Source organism: Micromonospora sp. NPDC047557 (genome assembly GCF_043205095.1).
Lineage (GTDB): Bacteria > Actinomycetota > Actinomycetes > Mycobacteriales > Micromonosporaceae > Micromonospora.
Genome location: NZ_JBIDDK010000001.1, coordinates 711027 through 732211, shown reverse-complemented (window position 1 = coordinate 732211; position 21185 = coordinate 711027). Strand labels below are relative to the sequence as shown.

The window sequence follows — 21185 nt, the reverse complement described above, 5'->3', positions numbered from 1 at the left end:
GAACTGTCGGAGGTGCCGTCTAGCCTCCCTGAGCAGAACGACCTGGAGGGAGCTGCTGTGTCGGGCCAGCTGGAAGAGGTGCTCAGGCATCGCTACATCTACGTGCCGCGTGGCACCGAAACGGACACGATCCAGCCTGGCAAGCGGCTCGGCCTTGCTGTAGCGCGCGAGCGCAGCGCCCATCTGACGGTCGTAGCGCCCGACAAGAACTCGGCGACTCACCACCCCGAACTCGCCAAGCTCGACATCGTGACCGAGCGGAGCGGCCACCCACAAGATGGCGGCGTGGTCCTTGCCTGGTGCCCGACCTACAAGGTTATGGAGAAGATCCAGCGCCTGGATCGGAGCGTGGTGGTGCTCGTCGAGTGGATCCCTAGCGAGTTTGACGCTTGGGCGAGGCTTCGTGGCGCGTACAACGTCGTCACTGGCGAGGTCATGGACGCGGGTCTGAGCGCCGAGATCTCGAAGGTGTTGGAGGGCATCGTGTCCGAGGGATACAACGGCTGGACCAAGGGCACCGATGAGCTCGTGACCCTCAGCTTCCTCAAGGATCTCGCAGCAGCTGGTGCCTACGACCGCGAGCTGGTGCTCGCGTACGCCCGACAGTCCAAGTCCGAGCACACCATCGAGAGGCTTAAGAAGATCCTCGACAAGTTCGAAACGTCGCAGAGGTCGCTGGTGACCACACCGGACTCGGATTACCTGACCAGCCGCAATTGGTAGGTGTACCTCGATGACCTTCACATCGCTCCATCGCTACCTCGGCGATCCGTCCGGTCCGCTCACAGGCGAGATGATCGACCGCGCCATCGCTCAGGGCCTCCGCGAAACGGACGACCTGGACTGGAAATCCGAGCTGCCGCCGCTCGGCGCGATCCCGAACTCCGACTTCCCCAAGGACGTTGCTGCCATGGCCAACAGCGGTGGCGGCACACTGGTCTTCGGCGTCACCGAAGCACAGAAGACAGCCACCGGACGCAAGGACACCGGCGAGCTGACTGAGGTCTATGAGCGCGGCCTGCGCAGCGCCGCCGTGACGGCGATCAGCCCGCCGGTCTTCGGGCTCGAGGTACTTCAGCTCGGCGAACCGGGCAACCAGTGCGTAGTGGTCGTGATCCCACCCAGTATCGACGGCCCGCATCTGATCTACAAGAAGGAGTACTTCGGCGCACCCATCCGCAACGACGCAGACACCGTCTGGATGAAAGAGCGTCAGATCGAGGCGATGTACCGAGCGCGCTTCGACGAACGCCGGCGATCCACCGAGGTGCTCGACAAGCTCTACGCCGAGTCGGCCGCCATGCGCTCACCCGACAGCCCCGCCTGGATCGTGGCAGTAGCGCACCCGCGACTGCCGTCGGCGCTCACGAACCGGCCAGATCAGACGGCAGCCAGGATGGCGTTCGAGGAGGCGAGCAAGAACGCCCTCGTCTACGTCGGGCGAGGCAGCCTGCACCCGATTGAGAACGTCGACCGGAACAACCCCCGCCCCGGGCTCCGCCGATGGACGGCTAGACCCATGATCGACGGCGACAGCCAACGCTGGAAGGAAGCCTGGATCAGCATCCACGACAACGGCTCAGTGAGCCTCGCGGCAGCGGTCGGCGGTCACCGGCGTTCGAGCACGGAGTACAACGATGACCACGTCGTCGAGTCGCGAGACGTCGAGGTGGCGATCGCAGACTTTATGGGCCTGATCCGTGAGGCAAGCGACCGTCTGGGACTCGGTGAGTACGAGGTCAGGGTCCGGTTCGAGTGGAACAAGACCGAGCGGCTCCAGATCTGGACCACCGACGGGATGAACTTCTCGTACGCGGGCAGCACCATTCCCCTCGCCCAGTACACGCCCATCGAGGTGACGGTACGAGCAGACGCGGAGTCGGCAGACTTTTACCAGCAGGTGTACGACCTGGTGCTTGACTGCTTAAACCAGGGTGGCATCGCCCACGTGCAGACAGTGACCCGCCCGCGTCTCCGCTCGTCACGGCTTTGATCGTGTGGGGCGGCCCAAAGGGGCTGGAACCCCTAACCATCTGATCCGTAGTGTCCCCGTCGCCGCTACGGGAGCAAGCCGACCACCGATCGGCGGCTACCGCACGCCCAGCGACTCACACCAGGCCGGAATGATCAACCATTGGAGCCTTTCCAAGCTGATCTTGCAGCTCAGGGCGGGTGCGGCGAGCTCGGAGATCGATGAGGGTGAGGCGCTAGGTAAGACAGCAGTCGACCAAGATTAGATGCCCCGACTGAGAGCCTCGCCTGTGCTGTCTTACCTCTCCACGATCCCGCTGTCCAGCCGCACCCTGAACCACCTCGCCGAACGCATCCGAGCGCACCGCACCCAGCACCGAAGCCGGTGGCGGCGCCTCGGCCCGGGCCGGCAGGCGCTGCTCGCCCTGGCGCACCTGCGCAACGGCGACACCTACGCCCGGCTCACCGCCGGGATGGCCGTCGATGTCGCCACCGCCTGGTGCTACGTCCGGGAGGCGATCATGCTGCTCGCCGCAGGCGCCGAGGACCTGGCCACCGCGATGAGGCGCATCCGCCGCCTGGCGTACGTGATCGGACGGCACGCTGATTCCGATCGGCCGCGTGGCGGACCAGAAGCCGTACTCCTCAGGCAAACACAAGCCATGGCGTCAACGTCCAGGTCCTCACCGACGCCGCCGGTCGGCTCGTGTGGGCCTCAGCGGCGCTACCCGGCTCGGCACACGAACTCACCGCCGCCCGCATCCATGGCATCATCGACGCGCTGACCAACGCGGACGTGATTACCTTCGCGGACAAGGGATACCAGGGCGCTCGGGGGATAAAGAACCGGCCAGACAGGTCGAGCCGATACCTAGGCCAGCCCCATAGCCGGCTTGTTGATCCGGTGCAGTCCGGGTGGGCGCTACGAATGAGGTCAGCCCACTCGTCGGGCCGGTCTGGTCCCCGGACCGGCATCACTCGATCGGTTGGGCGCGGACGCGGCTCAGCGGGCCAGCTTGACCAGTGGTGCCACGAGCGGCTTTGGGTCGTCACCGAAGAGCAGAACGATGGTCTTGTGGCGGGCGCGGGTTAGCACCACGTACAGCAGGCGAGAGCCGGTTTCGAAGGGCTCGTGGCGCTCCGGTCCGTAGAAGTCGTTGCTGCGCAGGACGACGACGGTGGCGTCGGCTTCGCGTCCCTTCGTCTGGTACAGCCCCATAAGCTGCACCGGTGCGGCCGGCTCACCGGTGACGTGAGTGAGCAGGTCGGTGCGGTACGCGGCGATGGCGGTGTCGAGGGCTCCCAACGCCTCGGCCGGCTCGCTGTGCCGACGCAGGTGACGTACGACTTGCGGCTGCAGCAGCTGAGCGGCGCGTTGCCAGTGACGGCCGCCGCGGGGCAGTCCAAGAGTGTCGTGCGCCTCGGCGGCGAGGACCACAGCGGCGGACGGTCCGGCACCGTCCAGGTGTTGGCGGAGGTTGTTCAGACGCCGCTCAAGGGTCGCGGGCGCAGGGACTTGGCCAAGGAGTATCCGAGCCAGGTCCGGAACCTGTTTGCCACGTACCGAGCTGGTCACGAAGACCGCGAGACGTTGCAGCACCCGCGTCCAGGAGGCGACATCGCCTGCGAACTGGACCATCGCGTGCTGCGCGTCGAGGGCCGAGCTCAGGCATTCCGGCAGGCCGATGGCCTCGTGGGCGATGTCGAGTCCGGTGAGCTGGTCGGACAGGCCGGTGGTGGCGTCGACGTGATGGCTGAACACCCCGACGGTGTGCCCTTCGGCCCGCAGCTGCTCGACGACGCCGGCGACCACCTCCGCCTCCCGATCGGTCGGCAGGCCCGCCCGGATGTGTAGTCGTCCGGTATCCAGGGCGGCGGTGACGGCGTCATGGTCGAACTCGCGGCGACGGATCGCGGCTGCCGCGGCCGGCAGGATGTTGCTGGGGTCGCGGTGGGACACGTCGGGCAGGTCGATGCGCCGGGCACCGGGCAGCTCGAGGGTAGTGTCGAGCCGTTCCGGCCCGACGCCGACGGCGTCGGGCAGTTCGCTGTAGATGCATTGGTTGGGGTCGCCCAGCAGCAACAGCCGGGCGTCGCCGCGGATGCTGGTCAGCAATTCCAACTGCCGGTCGTCGGTGTCCTGGAACTCGTCGCAGACGATGATCGACCAGCGGGCCTGAAGGTGTTCGCGGACGGCAGGAACGGCGCACAGCTCTAGGGCGCGGGGCAGCATGTCCCGGTAGCGGACCGTGTCGCGGACGCGGAACAGCTTGGCTTCGGTCTCGCTGAGCATCCTCGGTTCGGCCAGCCCGATCGTCCCACCCCAGCGGGCGAGCATCCGCCAGGCGAAAGCATGGAAGGTGGTGGTCTCAACTCGCGGCTGGTACGGGCCGAGGACCTCAGCGGTGCGGTCGAGTATTTGTGCCACCGACGAGCGGGAGAACGACAGGAACAGCGCCCGAGCCGCCGGCCGGCGGGTGCGCTGGCGCGGGACGGCCGTGGCGGCGTGATGGTCGTCGACGCGTTGCAGGTGTGCTCGGACAGCTGCCGCGGCCGTTGTGGTCTTGCCCGTGCCGGCACCGCCGCACACCAGCAGGACAGGATCGTCGGCGTCGACGACCTGCCGCTGCGTCGGGTCAGGCTGATAGGTCATGGCAGCGTCAACTCCACCAGTCCGACCGCGCCGACCGGCTTGCACAGCGTGTTGAGGACCTTTCTGGCCAGGTGCGGAACCTGACCTGGCGGCAGCGCCTCCATGAACGGCTGGTGCAGCCCACCCTTCGCCTTCAACTGCTTGATGGTCTTGGCCTCGAGATCCTTGTCGTCGATCGTGTCAACGTCGATGCCGGTCAAGTCGTGGTCATCAACGAGCTGGCGCAGCGCTGTCCGCAGCCGGGCCGGTTCGACGCCGTGGGTCAATGCCCGTTCGACCGAGGTGCGTTCGGGCAGTTGGATCACCTGCTCGGCCACCCCGGTGAGTTCGGCGATGAGGGCGGCGTCGGCGCCGGGCTTGTCGTTGTCGAGCACCACGCGCACGTGGAAGCCGAGTTCGCTCGCGAGGCGGGCCAGCTTGGGCAGTTCATCCTTGCCGCCGTCGCCGTTGGCCGGGGCGACCATCCGCACACCGGACGCGGCCGGCGGCGCCACGCCACTCCGGCGCAGCCTGCGGTCGGCGACGGCGGTGTAGCCGTCCAAGTCGTGCGCGCCTTCCAGCAGCGCCACGGTTCGGGCGGTCATCGCCGGCAGCAACAGCAGGTGCAGTTGGCGGCGGGCCGAGCGTTCCTTGCGGCCGGTGGTGGGCGCCAACTGATGGACCTGACGGTGACCGTGGCTGCGGGTTAGCCGGATCATTTCCTCAGGTGTGAACGCCCGGACCACGTCGGGGCGGCGGGTGGACAGCCACACTTGCCCGGCCTTACGCCTCAGCAAGCAGGCCAGATACTCCGCAGACGCCGCGTCGAGGTCATCGCCGAAGTCGTCAGCGAGCACAATCGCGCCAGGCTCCGATGCCGAAACCACCGCTTCAGCAGCGGCCAGAACCCCAGCCGTGGTCGATCCGTGCGCCGCGAGCGGCAGCGCGCCAGCGGTGTCGAGGGCCAGCGTGGGTTGTAGAGCCCGCAGAATCGCCGAGACGGAGCCGTCATCGGCGGCGAAGCCGATGTCGTCGGCCGGGGCGGCGCTGGTCATCTGCAGCAACTGCGCCGCCCCGGCTCCGAGAACCTCCTCGATCGTCTTTCGGATGCTGTTGCTGCCGGTCAGCCGGTCGGTCGCGGCGGCCACATCCGTGTTCAACGCCGCCAGCGCCGCGAGCAGGTCCGGCTCGTCGGCGTCGGAGACCAGGCGCCGGAACGTCCCGTCCGGGCGCAGCTGCAGCGGAGCACGCCGGTCGAGCACGATCGCCGCGACGAGATCCCGCTCGGCGCGAGGCGTCCGCAGGCCGCTCTTCGGATACTCCACCCAGTGCTCGGCGGTCTCGCTGGCTTGGTCGACGCGCAGCCGGTAGCACAACCGCAGCCCCATGACCGCCTCGTCGGCACGGGCCTCCTCCGCCGGCAGACCGGTGTCCGGATCGATCAGCTCCAGCCGGTCGTCGAGCTCCTGGGCGACGGCATTGTCGAGCTCGACCAGCGTGACCTCGACTTCGGTCAGCTCATCCTCCGCGTCCGGCGTCGGGACCGGTCGGTGCACGTCGAGCAAGTTGGGGCGGGCGTTGGTGCTACGCGGGTCGAGCACCCGCCGCAACGCAGTGATCAAATCGGTGCGACCTGCCCTCGGTTCCCCTACCACCACGGCGTGCTCGGCCGGGAACAGCTCCAGGTCGATGAAGCCGCGGAAGCGCTGCAAGCGAACCCTGAGTGCGCGCACGACGCCGTCCACCTTTCGAAACTGATGCTCTCTGTCGGGTCGGTCGAGCCGTTCCGATCGCAGCTCGCCGGATTATTGCCTCGCTCAACAGGACGTGTCCATGGACCGTCTGGAGCCGCTCTATCTTGCCGCACTAACCCGGGATGTCGCCGCTGACTTTCTGGCTCGGACGCATCCAACCCGTCGTCGACGCCACCGGTATTCCCGCAGCGCACCGGAATGAGCGCCGCCGCTCGGGCCATCGGCAGCAACGTGCGGACCCCGTCGGCCCGGGCCGGTGTTCACCCGATCCGGTGCGGCGGCTGTCAGTGGCGCGCTTGCCTGCGGCGCGGTGCTACCCGCGTCGCCCTCACGAGCTGCCGCATCTGTGCCGGATGATGGTGCGGTGACATACGACCTGACCCGGATCGACGAACGGCGGTTCGAGGACCTGTGCCGGGCGTTGGCAGTGCACGTGCTTGGGCCTGGCCTGCAGGTCTTCGGTCCTGGACCGGACGGCGGCCGGGAAGCCGCGTTCGACGGCCCGGTGCCGTACCGGACCAGCAGCAGCGGCTGGGACGGCTACGGCATCCTGCAGGCCAAGTGCCGCCAGCACGACGTCGGGCGCAACGACGCGGACTGGCTGAGCCGCACGATCATCCGCGAGCTGGACCTGTGGGCCGATCCCGCCCGTAAACGGGTCAGCGACGGCCGCGTCCCGCAGTACCTGATCGTCACGACGAACGTGCGGCTGACCAGCGTCGCGCGGCGCGGCGGCATCGACCGGGTCCGGACTCTGCTGGCCGGCTACGCCGACCGACTCGGCCTGAAGGGCTGGGACCTGTGGGACGCCAACAAGCTCTCCGCGTTCCTCGACGCCTATCCCGATGTCGCGGCACGCTTCGCCGAGTTCATTTCGCCGGGTCAGGTGCTGGTCAAGGCGATCGATACGCTCGATGATGTCCACGCCGCCCTGGCCGGCGGCCGGTTCACGGTCGGCCAAGGCGAGCCCGGCTGTCGTCGGGCGTTCGAGGCGGCGTACCGGGCCGCCGGTGGTGCGGCCGTGCTGGGCGAGCCGAGCAGCGAGGTGTACGACGACGGACCCGGCTGGGTACAGCACTTCACCGCCCCAACCAGCAGGAAATCTGACGTACCGGTCGGCGGCGAGGCGGTGATCTGCGCCGGGCGCGGCCGACCGGCGGTCGCGGTCACCGCCGCACTGTGGGACACCATCCGCGCCGCTGCCGGTGCCGGGCAGCTGTCCTCGGTCGGCTACCCGGTCGTCACCGCGGACACTCCGCCGCTGTTATCCACCGACGCCGACGAGGTGCTCCTCGACGGCGGCGACTGGAAGGCTGGCCGCCTGGTCCGTGACCCCGGCGGCGGCTGGCGGTGGAAGCCGCAAACGGCGTCCAGTTTCGACGTCGGCATGACCCGCGATTGGTACACGGCCGGCGGCGACATGATGGACCTGCGGCTCCGGTGCGCCGCCACAATGCGCTGGGCCGACAACGCAGCGCTCGCGATCGACGGCGATGGACGGCGGCGGCTGCGCGCCGCGCTGCGCGAAGGACCGCTCAACGAGGTCATCGCCGCGCTCGCCGCCCGGTTCGGGCTCGACGCCGGCGGTGACTGGGACCGGACGCCCGAGGCCGAGGGCTACAACAACCGGCGCTTCGCCAGCTACCGCCGGCTCGTCCCTGGTACCGAGGGCCGTCCAGCGCTCGGAGTGTGGGCGCGGTTTCAGCTGCCAGACGGGCTGCGTGACACCGTCGTGAGCATCGTCGACCTGCGGATCGACTTCACCGCCCTACCCGAGCACGTCACCGGCCCGGACGCCCCGCCGGTCGACCTGCCTCACCGGCTAAACCCGGCCGACCTGCACCGCTACCTGACCGCTGCGTGGCTGGCCGCGTCCCAGTCTCTGCCGCTCGCTGCCACCCCGCATCCCGAGGCCGCCACTCCCGCCGGACCGAGCCGTGTCGAAGTGCACCTGGGCACTGAACGGCCGTGGGCGTCGCCGCCTGGCGGACGGGTCGTCGGGTTGCTCGACATGCTTGATCTCGCCGACTGGGGCAGCCCACCCGAGCAGCTCAGTCCGTGGATGTCGGCGACGGTGACCACGCCGTTGGACCTCACCGTCGCCGAGGTCGACGACCTCGTCGAGCACACACTGCGTTACCTGGCGTCCGGGTTCGGGTTCCTCGGACCCGACGATTGACAGCAGCTCCGGCCGGCCGGGCGGGCTCCGCCGCCAAGTCCCGGCGGCAGCAAGCGTCGAGCAGCGATGCAGCAGCTTAACTCGACCGGCTGTCCGGAGTGTCTAGATGCCGCGGCACTAAGGCGCTCGTGCTCTACTTCGGACCACGTCCACTGCAGAAGTCTGCGTTGCACTCGCAACCAGTGTTGCACCGCTCATCACACCGCACAGCTTGATCGCGCACGACGAGCCCGGCCGCTTCTCCCGGCCAAGAGAGTCGAGGGGCCACCCGCCGACAGGCTCGTAGTTCGCAGACAGCCCGATCCTGGTCGGTGTCAACACGGGTTCAACCTTGGCCCCTCTGTTCGGGCGGTGCCGAAACCACGGGTCAGTTTCAGGCGGAGCCGACAGTTCGGATCGTTCTTCGGACCGGGCTGCTATATACGGCCGTGTCCAGCTCCATCGAGTACGCGGTGCCCCTTACTGTCGGGTGGTGCAGCGATGGGATTCGCTCAATGAGCGGCAGCTTGACCTGCTTCGCCGGATCCACGGCGGCGATGACCTCAGTGGCCCGGACGGCGTCGAGTACCGCCGGTCGGCGCGTGCGCTCCAGGACCGGAACCTGGTGACGGTGACACGCAAGGCAGGGGTGTGGAGGGCGTGCTCGACTGATGCCGGTCGCTTCTACCTTGAGCATGGCCACCATCCGGATCATCCCGACCACCGTGCTTCCCTCCCGCGGTCCGAGACGCCGGCATCCGGCGGCATCGCCGGCGGCGCTTCGTCGGAGGACCTGCTGGGATCGGCTCGTGAACTGCTTGACCGTCTACAGCACGAGGGCGGCATGGTCCGTATCGAGAGTCCCGACAGTGGAACGCGGGCCCGGTACCGCCGGATCATTCACGCGCTCAAGCAGGAGGGACTTGTGCCATCGGGTCACCATCTGCGCCACACTGGCCGTGACGCCGGCGACATCGTCATCCGCCTGTACACCGACGCCGGCCCGGACGAGACCGACTGGAACCGGATCCGGCTCAACACCCGACGTGTCACCACCGACCCGCATCTGGCGTTCAGCGCCCTCGAGGCCGATCCGACCAACCTCGCCGTCAGCTCCGACCTACTGCCCCGAGCATTACTGCTGATCCGGCAGCTCGCCGGCGAGGCAGCCCGACGTGGGCACCGGCTCGGGGTCAACACCAAGGCGAAACACCCGCGGATGTTCCTCCAGGCCGGGCAGGTCCGACGCACAGTCACCCTGACCGAGGAACGCGACCAGGTCCCGCACGAACCCACCGCCGAGGAGCTGAAGGTGCTGCGCCTGCGGCCGTGGATGAAACCCGCGGAGTTCGACGTCGTCGACTCCGGCAGGCTCCGCTTGGAGATCACCCGGGCCAGCCACGACAACCGGGACACCTGGACCGACACCCCACGCGTACGTCTGGAACAGCGCGTCACGCAGATCATCCAAGGGTTCGAGGCTGGCGTCACCGCCGACGAACAGCAACGGCGGGCAGCCGAAGTCGCGCGGGAGAAGGCCGCGGCCGAACACCGGCGGCGGCAGGAGGAAGCCGCGGCCGAGCGCAGACGGCAGGAGGAGGCCACCCTCGCGCAATGGCACGCCGCGATGGCCGACGCCCGCGTCCGGGCCACGGACAACATCCGCGTGGAAACCTTCCGCAACGCCTACCAGGCGTGGACCACCGCAGCTGACATCCGCGCGTTCTGCACCGCCCTTGAACAAGCGGCCGCGGGGCGGACCGGCGCCGGCGGGTACCTCGCCAGCTGGGTCGCGTGGGGCAGGGCCGCCGCCGACCGGATCGACCCCATCCACAATCCCCGCGTGCTGGCTGACATCGACTACAACCCCGAACCCGGACCCGACGACCTGCGCCCGTTCCTCGGTGACTGGAGCCCCCACGGGCCACGCAAGGAGCACGCCCTAATCACGACCGGCAGGCCCACGCCGGCACCCGCCGACGGGCCGAATCGTGGCACCACGGGCTGCTCGACCGCGGCGCCTGAAGTGCGTCGACACCTCAACCGCCACCACACTCCGGCCGGATGCGCACGGGCCTGCGCCGGGACCTGCCGCCATCGCGGCGCGAACCGCCAGCCCGACCCGGTACCACGCAACAAGCGACGCTTACCCGAAGGACGGCTGGATGAGAATCGACCCCTCCCGCTTCACCGTCGGCGACGAATGGGCGTACCGGCAGTCGGACCACGGACCGTCCGAACGCGTCCGCATTCTGGCCGTCGAGCCGAAGAAGACCAGCGCCCGCCTCGAGATCAGATTCCTCGACGACCCCGACGAACGGGTGGAGAAGGTCCCCGGGTCGCGGCTGCGGGTGCCGTGGAACGAGGTCGGACCCTTCGACGCGCTGATGGCGAACTGGCAACGCATCGACGATCTGAGCCTCGATCGCACAGAGGAAGCCTGCGTTGAGGAGATCTTCGGCCTCTTGATCGGCGATGACGTAGCCGAGCTGCTCTGGTCCCCGGTGTCATGCGCCACCGACATCCGCGACAGGGCCCGGCTGGGCGAGATTATCGGCGGCCCGGTCGACGAAATCCTCGCCTCGGCTGAATGGTTCGACCACGACGGCCGGACCATCCTGTCACCGGCCGGCACCCTCCAGCTGGTCGAGGCCGCGTGCCGTGCCCATCCGACCCAGGTCCTCGCCCTCGTCATCGAGCAGGAAGCCCAGTCCCGCCACAAATGCAAGTTCGGCGACGACTACCGTGTCGGCCGCGACAGCCGGTCGACGACACCGGAATGGGAGTACGACTGGTACCGCCGCCACGACCGGCCCCGTCACGAACTACTACGCCAGTGGTGCGGTCACCGGGCAGTCACCCACCACGAACGGTTCCTCGCCGCCGAAGCCGAAACCCACCGCCTCGACATCCTGGTAACCGACCTCCTCAAGGCCCTGGACACTCTCGGCGAACACGAACAGGCCGCCCGGTTCGCCGAGGAACACGAACGCGACCGCATCACACCCCACACGATCCGGCCCGTCGTCGAACGTCCCCTACACCCCTCCGAGATACCCGTACGCGAGATCAAGGTCAGGCGCCGCTGGTGGTGACACCCCTGCGCGACATGGACCGGTATGTTGTCCCCGCGCTGAGCAGGCAGCGAAGGTGGTCGCCCGCCCCTGTCGCTGCGGACGCTGGAGCCGCGTCCGTGAAATAGCGTTCTGCCCGTAGGCGCCGTCACGTCCGCGCCCCCGCGGTGGGTGGCGGCCATAGCGCGGACGGGACGAGAGGACACCGGCGGTGCCGGCAGCAATCCCGGCATCACCTAACCTTCCGCCACGGCCCGGCAGATCGTGCTGCCTGTCTGGGTGCTAACGAGTCTTCCGCCGTATGCCCAACGCCGCGCGCTCTCCTGCTCGGGCGTCTGGACCTTGGGTGGGGTCGTCATCGGCCGGGCTGGTGTTTGGCGGCATGGGGGTCGAGGTCGCTCGGCTCGGCGTCATCGCGTTCGTGTCCGTCCCACTCGATGCGCCCCTCGAGCCCTCTGCTGGTAAGGGCGGTGTCGAAGGCGTCGTCGCAGCTGGTGGCGGTGAGCTCGATGAGGACGGGCGGGATGGGGCGAACCTGCCAGCGGCGTGGCAGCAGCGGCAGGTCGACGGCGTCCAGGACGCGGTTGGCGGCGTCGATGTCGATGTCGTTTTCGGTGACCGCGTCGCGCCGCGCCTGCCAGACGCGGGCTGCGCAACTGCGCCAGCGAGTGCGTCGCCTCGGTCGGCTGCTGCTGCGGGCAGCGATCCCTCTCAGCGAAGTTGACGCAACTTGTCAGATCCCGAGCGGTCTCGTTGCCCGAGGATGCTTGCCAGCTCTGCCAGGGTGTCCTCGCCCAGCATGGAGGGGTTGGTCGCCATTGCCTCGAGCAAGCTCTTGACCTGATCGGACGGGAGTTCTGCCAGCGAGTGCTTCAGCTCCGCAAGGCCTTCGCCGTCGACGATGTTGGCGCTAGTCACGAGCCTCACCTGCTCGTCGCTATATGCCCGGGCAGCGAGGGCCGCTAGGTAGCGGGCCTGCGCCTCTGCCCTCGACATGTTGGGGCGGTCTTCTTCCGACGCCTCAGTCAGTTTCTGAGACGGCTCGACATCGGTCCCCTCCAAAACAGGGGCATTCTTCTGCGCCTTGCGCCGCGAGCGACGCTCAAGCATCTTGACCCGCTGGGCGTCGATGGCTGGACGAGCCGTTTCCCGCCACCATTGCTCTGCGAGGGGCTTGGCTTTGGCGATCCCACGGTCGATCAAGTGGGAGACCAGGTCAGCGATGGCCTGATTGAGTTCTTCCTCTTCGCGAGTTCGGCGGCGCCGTTCGACGGGGACGTAGACCGTCTCAGTGACGACTAGAGGCTCGGGCTCGCCTCCGTCGTCGGGGATGAACCGGGCGCTGCCCTTGAGGTTGCCCTCGCTGTCGAAGAGGTTCTGGTGGAGGCCGCCTTCCTTCTTCTGCCCAGGGGTGAGGTCGTCGTCGTCCCACTCGTAGTGCCCCCTGATGCGCCCCATGCCGCCGAACTGTAGTTGCTGCGGCCAAAGGATCCCTGTGCACCCGTCAACTTCCGGGACCGAGTGTGCCGCCGCCGCGGCGGGTCGGGGATGGCCGTTGCGGGTCTGTGTCTGGTCGGCGTGACGATCGCGTCGAGCGTTGCCCGGTACCCGGCGGCCGCGCCGCGGGATTGGTCGAGGTCAGCGGCGAGGCGGCGCAGGAGGCCGGGTAGCGCAGTGGGGTCGGTGTGCCGGTGGTCGGGGTGCAGCGGGAACTCGACGCTGCGCATGCTGCGCCGGTGGCTGGCGCGGGCCGGGTCGAGCGGCTGATCGTGGATGAGCAGCAGAGCCGGCGCGTTACCCCAGCCGGTGAGGTCGGCTTCTGCGTGCGCGGCCAGCAGGAGATCGGAAACCAACGGTGTTCTGGCTGGTGTCGGTGGCGTCTACCTGGCCAAGGTCAGCCTGCCGGTAACCGTGGTCGCCGAAGTATCGGCGGTGGTGCTGGCCAGCCTGATCGTGATTGTGCACCGGTAAGCCCCTCGCCTTCGGGGTATCAGCGTCGGGCAGCCGGTGCGAGATGGCCGCTGGCCTCGCAGGAGCAGCTGTTCAGCAACGAGGCCGTTCCCGGCGCCGGGGACGGGGCTTCGTGCCGGCCAGCGTCACAGCCCGGCGGCGATGAGTTCCGTGAGCAGCTTGGCCCCTCGCTCGACGCGGTCCTCGGTGTCGAACGGCCGGCCGTCGCGTTGTAGTTGCGGGATCCGAAGCAGGTGGTCCTTCCCGATTCCTGAAGCCTCGCAAACCGCGTCGAAGGCTTCTCGATCTGCCTCGCCGGGCGGTGGCATGAGCTGGAAGCCCTGTTTGACGCATCTGACCCTCGTGTTACTGGCACGTAAGCCCATCCATCGTGCGGCGGTTTCGTAGCCCCTAAACCACGAATCCTCGACAGCTTCTTTCTTCTCGGTCGCGTTCCGGACAGCTAGCAGGAATGGGTCGCGGTACCAGCTGTTCAACTGAGTCTTGTCCAGCATGCACAGCTGGAAGCCCATCTCACCGCCAACGGTGAAGTAGATCCCGGACTTGCCCGAGCGCATGGCGTCGTACTTCACGAGGTAATACCGCCAGTCGAAGGCATCCTGTTCGTCGATCCACTGTTGGCGGATTTCCCGCAGCACGTCGCGCAGGTTTCCGTCCGCCTCGGAGATGGCGTCGAGCAGTTCGGCAAGAACGTTCGACGTGCGGCTCAGGTTCGAGCGCCTCGTGCCGGTGAGCAGACCACGCCACCAAAGATCATCCTCAGGGGATCCAAATCTGAAGGAACGGGGATTCGGGTGCCGGGAGTAGTCACCTTTCGCCAGCAGGGCACCTGTCAAGGCCGGCCAGAGACTCCGAGCCGCCATGACCTTCCTGAAGGACGCGGCACGGGCGGCGAGTCGATCGGCATCGAGCTCGATGGCGACAAGGGATCCGCGTAAAAGCCGGTGATCCTCAAGGGCGAACACGACGCCGGTCAGCTCGGGATGCGCCGTCAGAAACGCGGCCTTCGCTCTTTCATCCTCGATCTGAGCTTCGTTGAACGCTGACAGACCAACCAGCGCCTCCTGAGGTGAGGCACCGCGCACGAGGGACGCGACCTCCCGGACAAGCGCGGGCATGTTCTCCAGGCGAAGCTCGTTGCCCGAAGCTTCGAGCAGGTTGCGCAGCATGCGGAGCCGGCGGGGAAAGTCGTCGGTCTGGTAGATCCGGTGGATTAGAACGGCGTAGAGCGTGAGCGTCTCCGCCCAGCCGAACATGCGGCTCCCGCCAAAGGCGTAGCTCTCGCAACAAGCTCGGAAGTGATCGATCGGCTTTGAGCCGAACAGTAGAACCTTCTCCCCGCTCTGCGAGGCACTCGTCGTCAGGAGACCAGCGAAGAAGGTGGCGACCTCCATGTCCCGCCACGCGTTGAACGCGTCGAAAAGGAAATCGAGGTTCTGCGGTCCGTTCGGCCGGCCCGGGCCGAAGACTTCCTCCGCTCGTGTCTCCAGCCGTTTTCGGGAAATCGTTCCGTTCTGCCACTCGGCGATCTGTGTGACGAAGGTGAAGTAGCGGATCAGTTTGTCGTCAACGATGTCGTCCGTGCCGCGGTAGGCCCAGAAGACATCGGACCAGGCACCATCGACACACTCAGCGAACTCCGCCGCACGTGGCGAGCCTTCGAGAGTCTTCTCGAACCTCGCCTTGAAGTTCTCGAACGGCGTGAGCGGTTTACCACGCGAGTTCATCTTGATGTAGAGCTCGTCGCCCGCCCCCATCTCCTCGATCGGAAGCAGGTGGAACGAGATCGCGGGGTCGACCTCGTCGGTCAACCGTGACCACGCGGCCTCCATGTCGATGCCCCGGAAGCGGCTGTCGATGGCGTCGATCATCACGAGCATGGATTGAATCGTCGGATCGTGCCGCCACACGTGCAAGTACCAGAACTGATCCTTGATCCAGATGGACGGTTCCCCCACTGCGCGCGGCGGCGGGTTCTCGGTGAGCCGTTCGCAGAAGAGCCCTGCGCTGGCCCTGGTCGCGTACGAGAAGCGGGTCCAGTCCAGCCCGACCTCGAGCCGACCCGTCCGGAACGCCAGGTACCAGTGGAGCAGGAACAACGTCGTGAGCCGCTGCTGACCGTCCAGCGGCCGAAGTGTTCCGCCCTGGACGTCGCCATAGACGAAATCCAAACCAACTCGGGTTTCTCCGACAGCCGCCCCGAGTAGGACATCTAGGAAGTCGGATCGTATGTCGGCGACTGCCGCGTCCACCCGCCCTTGGGCGTAGTCCCGTTGGATCAACGGGATCTCGATACGTTCGATGGTGGCGGCCTCGTCACCGCGAGGACGAAAGAGGCCGACGTAGCTCGTGACGATGCCACTCATGCGGCACTCGAAGCGGTGAGATACGGGTCGAGCAGGCGAAGCATCTCGGCAAGGTAGCCTTCACGATCTTTGGTACCCCAGAAGTGCGTCTGCTGGGCGTGCGCGTCGGTGTAGTACTTCAGGAAGGCGTCGCGAGTGCACCCCGGGATGTAGGCACCGGCCTTATCCCGTCGGATGATCTCCTGTCGTTTGACCTCGAAGACGGAGTTGCTCAGCGCGCTGTTGTCGCCGCTTGCCAGCAGGGCGAGATTCGAGATCGAGTGAACCTCGTCCTCAGTCTCGCCATCGACGGAGAGGCTACGGACAACACGCTCCTCCAGCTCACGAAACTTATTTTCGGGTAGCGGGCTTGTCGCCAGCGCGCAGTCAATGTCTGCGAGCAGCATGTCGCGCTCAGCCTCGTTGTCCGTCGGAACGGCGGACAACGCCTCGCGATGCAGCCGGAGCCATTCCGTCCATTGCTCGGCCCTGCGGAGGGGCTCTGCGTTCTGAGCGTGAATGTGTTCCAGCGACCATGCCCCTGATGCGTGGGCCTGAAATGAGTACCGTTCGGAGGAGCTGGTGCGCCGACGGATGGACTCCACGTTCATCAGGAGAAGAACCTCGGTGCATTTCTCGGAGGGGTAGGTCAGCTCTCTGATCTGGTCCGCGGTCCGAGCGAGTCGTGCGCGAATCCTCGTGGTGAGGAGGACCTCGAGTTCGGACCTTGCCCGGTCTCGGGCGAGGGTCACAACGTTCTCGAAAGGCTCACCCATCGCCACTAGAAAACCGATCCGATGGTAGAGATCTCGGTCCTCGTACCAGCCGAGGAGCAGGGAATGCATCTCTTGGACGTCGTTCCAGACCGAGCGTGCCGACTTCTCGATGCGCGGGCGCAAGGTCTCAAAGGTATGGAAGAGGGGTCGCGATCCCAGGACCGGCGGCCTCGAAATGGCGTCTGCGAGCGTGTCGAGGATCAGGCGGATGTGGGTCGCCTCTCCGTGGGCCTTCTTGGTAACGAACGCCCAGACCTCGGGTGCGCGCAGATCCCGTTCGATCACATCCCACTGGGCCGCCACTTGGTGAGCTTGGTCGGTCTGTCCGGGCGTGTCCCGTACCCTCGCGAGGAGAAGCGCCTTTACAAGCTCGGCGTCGGTCAGCGGGATCCGTCCGACATTGAGTCGCCGGAAGAGTTCCTTCGAGTCCATCTGCGCGGGCGCTTCGTACCAGATGATCTGGACGGACTTGGACATGGCGGTGTAAAAGTCGATCGCTGCCTGAAGCTCGTTGTCTTGACGTTCGAACCACTCACGAATACACACATAAGCCTTGTAGATGTGGAAGAAGTCAATGTTGCGAGTGTGGTCGTCGGGGTTCAGCTCCGACAAATAGGCTTGACTGTCAGGCCTTGTCTCATATTCCAGTAGATAGCGTGGATGTGCAGTCGGAAGGGCGTTGAGCCGGATGTACTGGAGGATGAGGAAGAGCGTGGTCAGGCGCTGTTGCCCGTCGACAAGCTCCCACCTGCCGTTGGCCAGCCTCTTCACCACGATGGGCTGAAGATAGTACGGCTCGTTGCCGCTCTGCTGAATGTCGTCGAGCAGTCGACCGACCTCGTGCTTACCCCACCGATAGCCGCGTTGGTATCCGGGAACGAAGAAGTGGCCATCGAGGTCGCCGACGAAGCGCCGCTGGAGTGTTGCCTCGTCGAAGGTCGGCTCCGGCATGGCAATGAATCTAATACACCAGCGGCGGGAGAGACACTGCCGGCGAGTCCCGACGTCGATCGGGTTCGCCAGCGCGGTGGCGCGTCTAGGCCGTGTTTCGTAAGGCACGAAGCCATTGGTTGATAGCGGCGATGGTGAGGGTGGCTTCGTAGCGCACGGCGAGTTTGTCGTATCTGGTGGCCATGGCGCGGTGTTGTTTGAGTTGGTTGATGCCGCATTCCACGGCGTGGCGCAGGCGGTAGACGTCGGGGTCGAAGGCGGGCGGGCGTCCGCCTTGGGAGCCTTTGGCTTTGCGGTGGGCGTCCTGGTCGGCCTTGCTCGGGATGCACGCGCGGATGCCCCGGGATCGTAGGTGGGCGCGGTTGGCCTTGGACGTGTACGCCTTGTCGGCCAGCACGGTGTCGGGGCGGGTGCGTGGCCGGCCGCCACCGGCTCGGGGGATGCGGACCTTGGCCAGCACGGGGATGAACTGTGGGCTGTCGCCGCGCTGTCCGGCGGTCACCAACAGGGCCATCAGTTTGCGGCCCTGCTCGCAGGCCAGATGGGTCTTGGTGGTCCAGCCGCCCCTCGATCGGCCGAGCCCGTGATCTGCCGGCTCGGCCTGCACACCACCAGGAGTCTCCTTCTGCGCCTGGCCGTCGCGGCGGGCTCCCGCCGCGTGCTGGTGGGCGCGGCTGATGGTCGAGTCCACGCTCACCGTCCAGCCGACCAGCCCCGCCGCGTCCGCTCGGGCCTGCAACGAGGTGAGGATCTGCGCCCAGACACAGTCACGTTGCCACCGCCGAAACCATCGATACAAGGTCTGCCACGGCGGGTACTCCGCAGGCACGTCACGCCACGGCGATCCGGTCCGGACCCGCCACCGGATCCCGTCGATGATCAGTCTCATGGTCCATCTGCGCGGCCGAGCATGACCCGTTCCGGCAGGCAGCAACGGCTCCAACACCGCCCACTGCACGTCGGTCAGGTCATGTCGCCTCACTGCCGTTACGCTCGGCACGAGGTCTCCGGTGTGAAGTTCTAGCTTGGTCGCTGAACCAACTACCGGAGACCTCTTCAATTAGCGACCACCGCCACGCCCCAACATCGACGCCCTACGAAACACGGCCTAGTGCCTCGTCTTGGAACGTTGATCGTGTAATCCGTCGGTTCTGAGGACCCGTCGGGCAGGCTGTCTCCCATCACTGTGTGGGAGGTGGTGGCCGGTGGGCAGACCCCCGGAAGTGTTCGTCCGGCAGGTGTCGATGGCCGAGGGGCAGCGGTTGCAGCGGATCACTCGGACGGCGAAGGACCCGGTGAAGCTGCGGCGGGCGATCGTGGTGCTGATGTCCGCCCAGGGCCAGCCGGCGCCGGACATCGCCCACCTGCTGAAGGTCACCGAGGACTACGTGCGGGACGTGATCCACGCGTTCAACGGGCGGGGGTTCGACGCGCTGGACCCAAAATGGAGCGGGAGCGCACCGAGACGGATTGATGAGCAGACCCGTGACTGGATCTGCGTCATCGCCCGGTGCGACCCCCGTTTCCTCGGCCGGCCGTTCTCCTGCTGGTCCCTGGCCAAGCTGCGCGACTACCTGATCGACGCGGGCTACGTCGCGGCGGTCAGCGTCGAGACCGTCCGGCGGATCCTGCACGAGCGAGGGGTGTCGTGGCAGGCCACCAAGACGTGGAAGGCCAGTACCGACCCGGACTTCACGTCGAAGATGCACCGGATCCTGGACCTCTACGACCACCCGCCCGCCGACGGCAGGGTGCTCTGCGTCGACGAGTTCGGGCCGCTGAACCTGCAACCCCGCCCCGGCCGGGCCTGGCGACCTCACGGACAGCCGGTGCGGCTGAGGGCCACCTATACCCGTGACCAGGGCGTGCGGCACATGATCGCCGCCCTCGACCTGGCCACCGGCCGCATGCACTACCGCATCCGCCACCGCAAACGCTGGCGCGAATTCCTGGCCTTCCTCAAGACCTTGCGCCGCCGCTGGCCCGACCGACGCCTCTACCTGATCCTGGACAACTTCTCCCCGCACAAGCACCCCGAGGTCCGCGCCTGGTGCGCGGCCAACCGCGTGGAGCTGGTGTTCCTGCCGACCTACGCGTCCTGGCTGAACTGGATCGAAGCCGAGTTCGCCGCCGTGCGGTACTTCGCTCTCAACGGCACCGACCACCGCAGCCACGCCGAACAGGACGCCGCCATCGGCGACTACATCCGCTGGCGCAACCAGCGAGCCAAACCGAAATCCGGATTCGCCACCGACTCCAAGATCCGCCACCCGGATTACCCGTTCAAGGCTGCATGACGAGGCACTAGGAATCTTGTCCTTGATGGACGATCGATTAGAGTGCTCGGCCGTGAGGAAGGGCGAACAGCCGCCGTGGATCGTCTCGGACGAGTTGTGGGCAGAGATCGAGCCGCTGCTGCCGCCCCGTCCACCGCGCAGGCGCCGGTTCCCGGGCCGTAAGCCCCTCGATGACCGCACGGTGTTGTGCGGGATCTTGTTCGTGCTCTATACCGGGATCCCGTGGGAGTACCTGCCTCAGGAACTCGGCTTCGGGTCGGGGATGACCTGTTGGCGCCGGTTGCGGGACTGGAACGACGCCGGCGTGTGGCAGCGACTGCACGAAGTCCTGCTCGGCAAACTACGGGCCGCGGACCAGCTGGACATGTCCCGGGCGGTGATCGACGGCTCCCACGTCCGGGCGCTCAAGGGCGGCCCAAAACCGGTCCGAGCCCGGTCGACCGCCGCCGCTCGGGCTCGAAACACCACGTCATCACCGACGCGGGCGGCATCCCCCTCGCCGTCAGCCTGACCGGCGGCAACCGCCACGACGTCACTCAACTGATGCCCCTGGTCGACAAGATCCCACCCATCAGAGGCATCCGCGGTCGACCCCGACAACGACCGAAGCGGCTCTACGCCGACCGCGGCTACGACTACGACTGCTACCGCCGGGACCTGCGAGCCAAGGGCATCACCCCGGTCATCGCCCGACGCGGCGTCGATCACGGCTCCGGCCTCGGCACCCGACGGTGGGTCATCGAGCAGACCATCGCCCTGCTGCACTGGTTCCGTCGCCTACGCATCCGCTGGGAGGTCCGCGACGACATCCACGAAGCCTTCCTCACTCTCGCCTGCGCCATCATCTGCTGGCGACGACTCCAACGCTCAAAGAGTTAGGAGCTCTTAGCCGTCTCGAAGGATCGCGCGGTGGCCGTCTCCTATCTACGCAACACGCCCATCATGGGCAAGTCGTACACCACTTCCCTGGACGCAACCCAGGCGTTGCAGTATCAGCCAGGCGCTGGTCGTTAGGGGACGGCCTGTGGGGTGTCGGTGCTATGCGGCGGGTCGCAGTGATGTGGTCGGTCTCCGTCGCGATCCACGGTCAGGCAGTTCGGTCGTTGTGGCTGGCTTTGGGGCCGTGAACCAGCCGATGAATTCCCTGTTGCGTGGCGCGGGTGGTCTTGGTGCCGCTTCGCGGGGTACCGGGAGGGGTGCGGGGTTGGCGGGGCGTGTGGCTGTTCGGGCGAGTGTGAGCGTTCGGCGGGCGTTGG

14 protein-coding genes and 1 pseudogene are annotated in these 21185 nt (G+C 67.0%); 9 read left to right on the top strand and 6 right to left on the bottom strand.

Features of this window, described 5'->3' with window-relative positions:
* The first annotated feature begins 57 nt into the window (after positions 1 to 57).
* From ACGGAQ_RS03345 to ACGGAQ_RS03335, 3 genes and pseudogenes are all read left to right on the top strand, one after another.
* A complete protein-coding gene (locus ACGGAQ_RS03345) occupies positions 58 to 723 on the top strand; it encodes a hypothetical protein (RefSeq protein WP_393044153.1) in 666 nt (221 codons plus the stop codon).
* 10 nt (positions 724 to 733) lie between these two features.
* The gene (locus ACGGAQ_RS03340) at positions 734 to 1993 is read left to right on the top strand and encodes a helix-turn-helix domain-containing protein (protein WP_393044151.1); all 1260 of its coding nucleotides are present in this window, start codon (positions 734 to 736) and stop codon (positions 1991 to 1993) included.
* 268 nt (positions 1994 to 2261) lie between these two features.
* Positions 2262 to 2842: pseudogene (locus tag ACGGAQ_RS03335) on the top strand (transposase family protein); the annotation flags it as partial.
* 132 nt (positions 2843 to 2974) lie between these two features.
* Here ACGGAQ_RS03335 and ACGGAQ_RS03330 read toward each other — a convergent pair.
* A complete protein-coding gene (locus ACGGAQ_RS03330; RefSeq protein WP_393044149.1) occupies positions 2975 to 4624 on the bottom strand; it encodes a UvrD-helicase domain-containing protein in 1650 nt (549 codons plus the stop codon).
* Positions 4621 to 6348, bottom strand: coding sequence for a hypothetical protein (locus tag ACGGAQ_RS03325; RefSeq protein ID WP_393044147.1), 1728 nt, complete (start codon positions 6346 to 6348; stop codon positions 4621 to 4623). Before ACGGAQ_RS03325 ends, ACGGAQ_RS03330 begins: the two co-directional genes overlap by 4 nt.
* A 373-nt stretch (positions 6349 to 6721) precedes the next feature.
* On the opposite strand from ACGGAQ_RS03325, the gene ACGGAQ_RS03320 reads away from it, so the two are divergent.
* From ACGGAQ_RS03320 to ACGGAQ_RS03310, 3 genes are all read left to right on the top strand, one after another.
* Complete coding sequence (locus tag ACGGAQ_RS03320; protein WP_393044145.1) at positions 6722 to 8536, top strand: hypothetical protein; 1815 nt, start codon at positions 6722 to 6724, stop codon at positions 8534 to 8536.
* Positions 8537 to 9008: 472 nt separating this feature from the next.
* Positions 9009 to 10964 (top strand): hypothetical protein, encoded by a 1956-nt coding sequence (locus tag ACGGAQ_RS03315; protein WP_393044143.1) that lies wholly within the window; start codon positions 9009 to 9011, stop codon positions 10962 to 10964.
* The gene (locus tag ACGGAQ_RS03310) at positions 10903 to 11610 is read left to right on the top strand and encodes a hypothetical protein (RefSeq protein WP_393044141.1); all 708 of its coding nucleotides are present in this window, start codon (positions 10903 to 10905) and stop codon (positions 11608 to 11610) included. The genes ACGGAQ_RS03315 and ACGGAQ_RS03310 overlap by 62 nt, the downstream gene beginning before the upstream one ends.
* A gap of 690 nt (positions 11611 to 12300) precedes the next feature.
* Here ACGGAQ_RS03310 and ACGGAQ_RS03305 read toward each other — a convergent pair.
* A complete protein-coding gene (locus ACGGAQ_RS03305) occupies positions 12301 to 13047 on the bottom strand; it encodes a hypothetical protein (protein ID WP_393044139.1) in 747 nt (248 codons plus the stop codon).
* A gap of 315 nt (positions 13048 to 13362) precedes the next feature.
* Between ACGGAQ_RS03305 and ACGGAQ_RS03300 the strand changes: the two genes are divergently transcribed.
* Entirely contained in the window at positions 13363 to 13560 is a 198-nt protein-coding gene (locus ACGGAQ_RS03300) for a hypothetical protein (protein WP_393044138.1), read from the top strand.
* 125 nt (positions 13561 to 13685) lie between these two features.
* Here the strand turns inward: ACGGAQ_RS03300 and ACGGAQ_RS03295 are convergent, their stop codons facing one another.
* The 3 genes from ACGGAQ_RS03295 to ACGGAQ_RS03285 form a co-directional block, all read right to left on the bottom strand.
* Entirely contained in the window at positions 13686 to 15926 is a 2241-nt protein-coding gene (locus ACGGAQ_RS03295; RefSeq protein WP_393044136.1) for a DUF262 domain-containing protein, read from the bottom strand.
* Positions 15923 to 17632, bottom strand: a complete 1710-nt coding sequence (locus tag ACGGAQ_RS03290) for a DUF262 domain-containing protein (protein ID WP_393044134.1) — start codon at positions 17630 to 17632, stop codon at positions 15923 to 15925. The genes ACGGAQ_RS03295 and ACGGAQ_RS03290 overlap by 4 nt, the downstream gene beginning before the upstream one ends.
* An 85-nt stretch (positions 17633 to 17717) precedes the next feature.
* The gene (locus tag ACGGAQ_RS03285) at positions 17718 to 18614 is read right to left on the bottom strand and encodes an IS5 family transposase (RefSeq protein ID WP_393045643.1); all 897 of its coding nucleotides are present in this window, start codon (positions 18612 to 18614) and stop codon (positions 17718 to 17720) included.
* 223 nt (positions 18615 to 18837) lie between these two features.
* Between ACGGAQ_RS03285 and ACGGAQ_RS03280 the strand changes: the two genes are divergently transcribed.
* Positions 18838 to 19929, top strand: coding sequence for an IS630 family transposase (locus ACGGAQ_RS03280; RefSeq protein ID WP_393044132.1), 1092 nt, complete (start codon positions 18838 to 18840; stop codon positions 19927 to 19929).
* A gap of 25 nt (positions 19930 to 19954) precedes the next feature.
* A protein-coding gene (locus ACGGAQ_RS03275; protein WP_393044130.1) for an IS5 family transposase occupies positions 19955 to 20808 on the top strand; the annotation gives its coding sequence in 2 pieces (ribosomal slippage) (positions 19955 to 20345 and positions 20345 to 20808; 855 coding nt in all).
* Positions 20809 to 21185: the final 377 nt, after the last annotated feature.

What these genes read in the sequence shown, in the direction of transcription:
- ACGGAQ_RS03310 (WP_393044141.1), top strand. Translation starts at nt 10,903, where the DNA reads ATGGCGAACTGGCAACGCATCGACGATCTGAGCCTCGATCGCACAGAG.
- ACGGAQ_RS03290 (WP_393044134.1), bottom strand. Translation starts at nt 17,632, where the DNA reads ATGCCGGAGCCGACCTTCGACGAGGCAACACTCCAGCGGCGCTTCGTC.
- ACGGAQ_RS03330 (WP_393044149.1), bottom strand. Translation starts at nt 4,624, where the DNA reads ATGACCTATCAGCCTGACCCGACGCAGCGGCAGGTCGTCGACGCCGAC.
- ACGGAQ_RS03300 (WP_393044138.1), top strand. Translation starts at nt 13,363, where the DNA reads ATGAGCAGCAGAGCCGGCGCGTTACCCCAGCCGGTGAGGTCGGCTTCT.
- ACGGAQ_RS03295 (WP_393044136.1), bottom strand. Translation starts at nt 15,926, where the DNA reads ATGAGTGGCATCGTCACGAGCTACGTCGGCCTCTTTCGTCCTCGCGGT.
- ACGGAQ_RS03305 (WP_393044139.1), bottom strand. Translation starts at nt 13,047, where the DNA reads ATGGGGCGCATCAGGGGGCACTACGAGTGGGACGACGACGACCTCACC.
- ACGGAQ_RS03340 (WP_393044151.1), top strand. Translation starts at nt 734, where the DNA reads ATGACCTTCACATCGCTCCATCGCTACCTCGGCGATCCGTCCGGTCCG.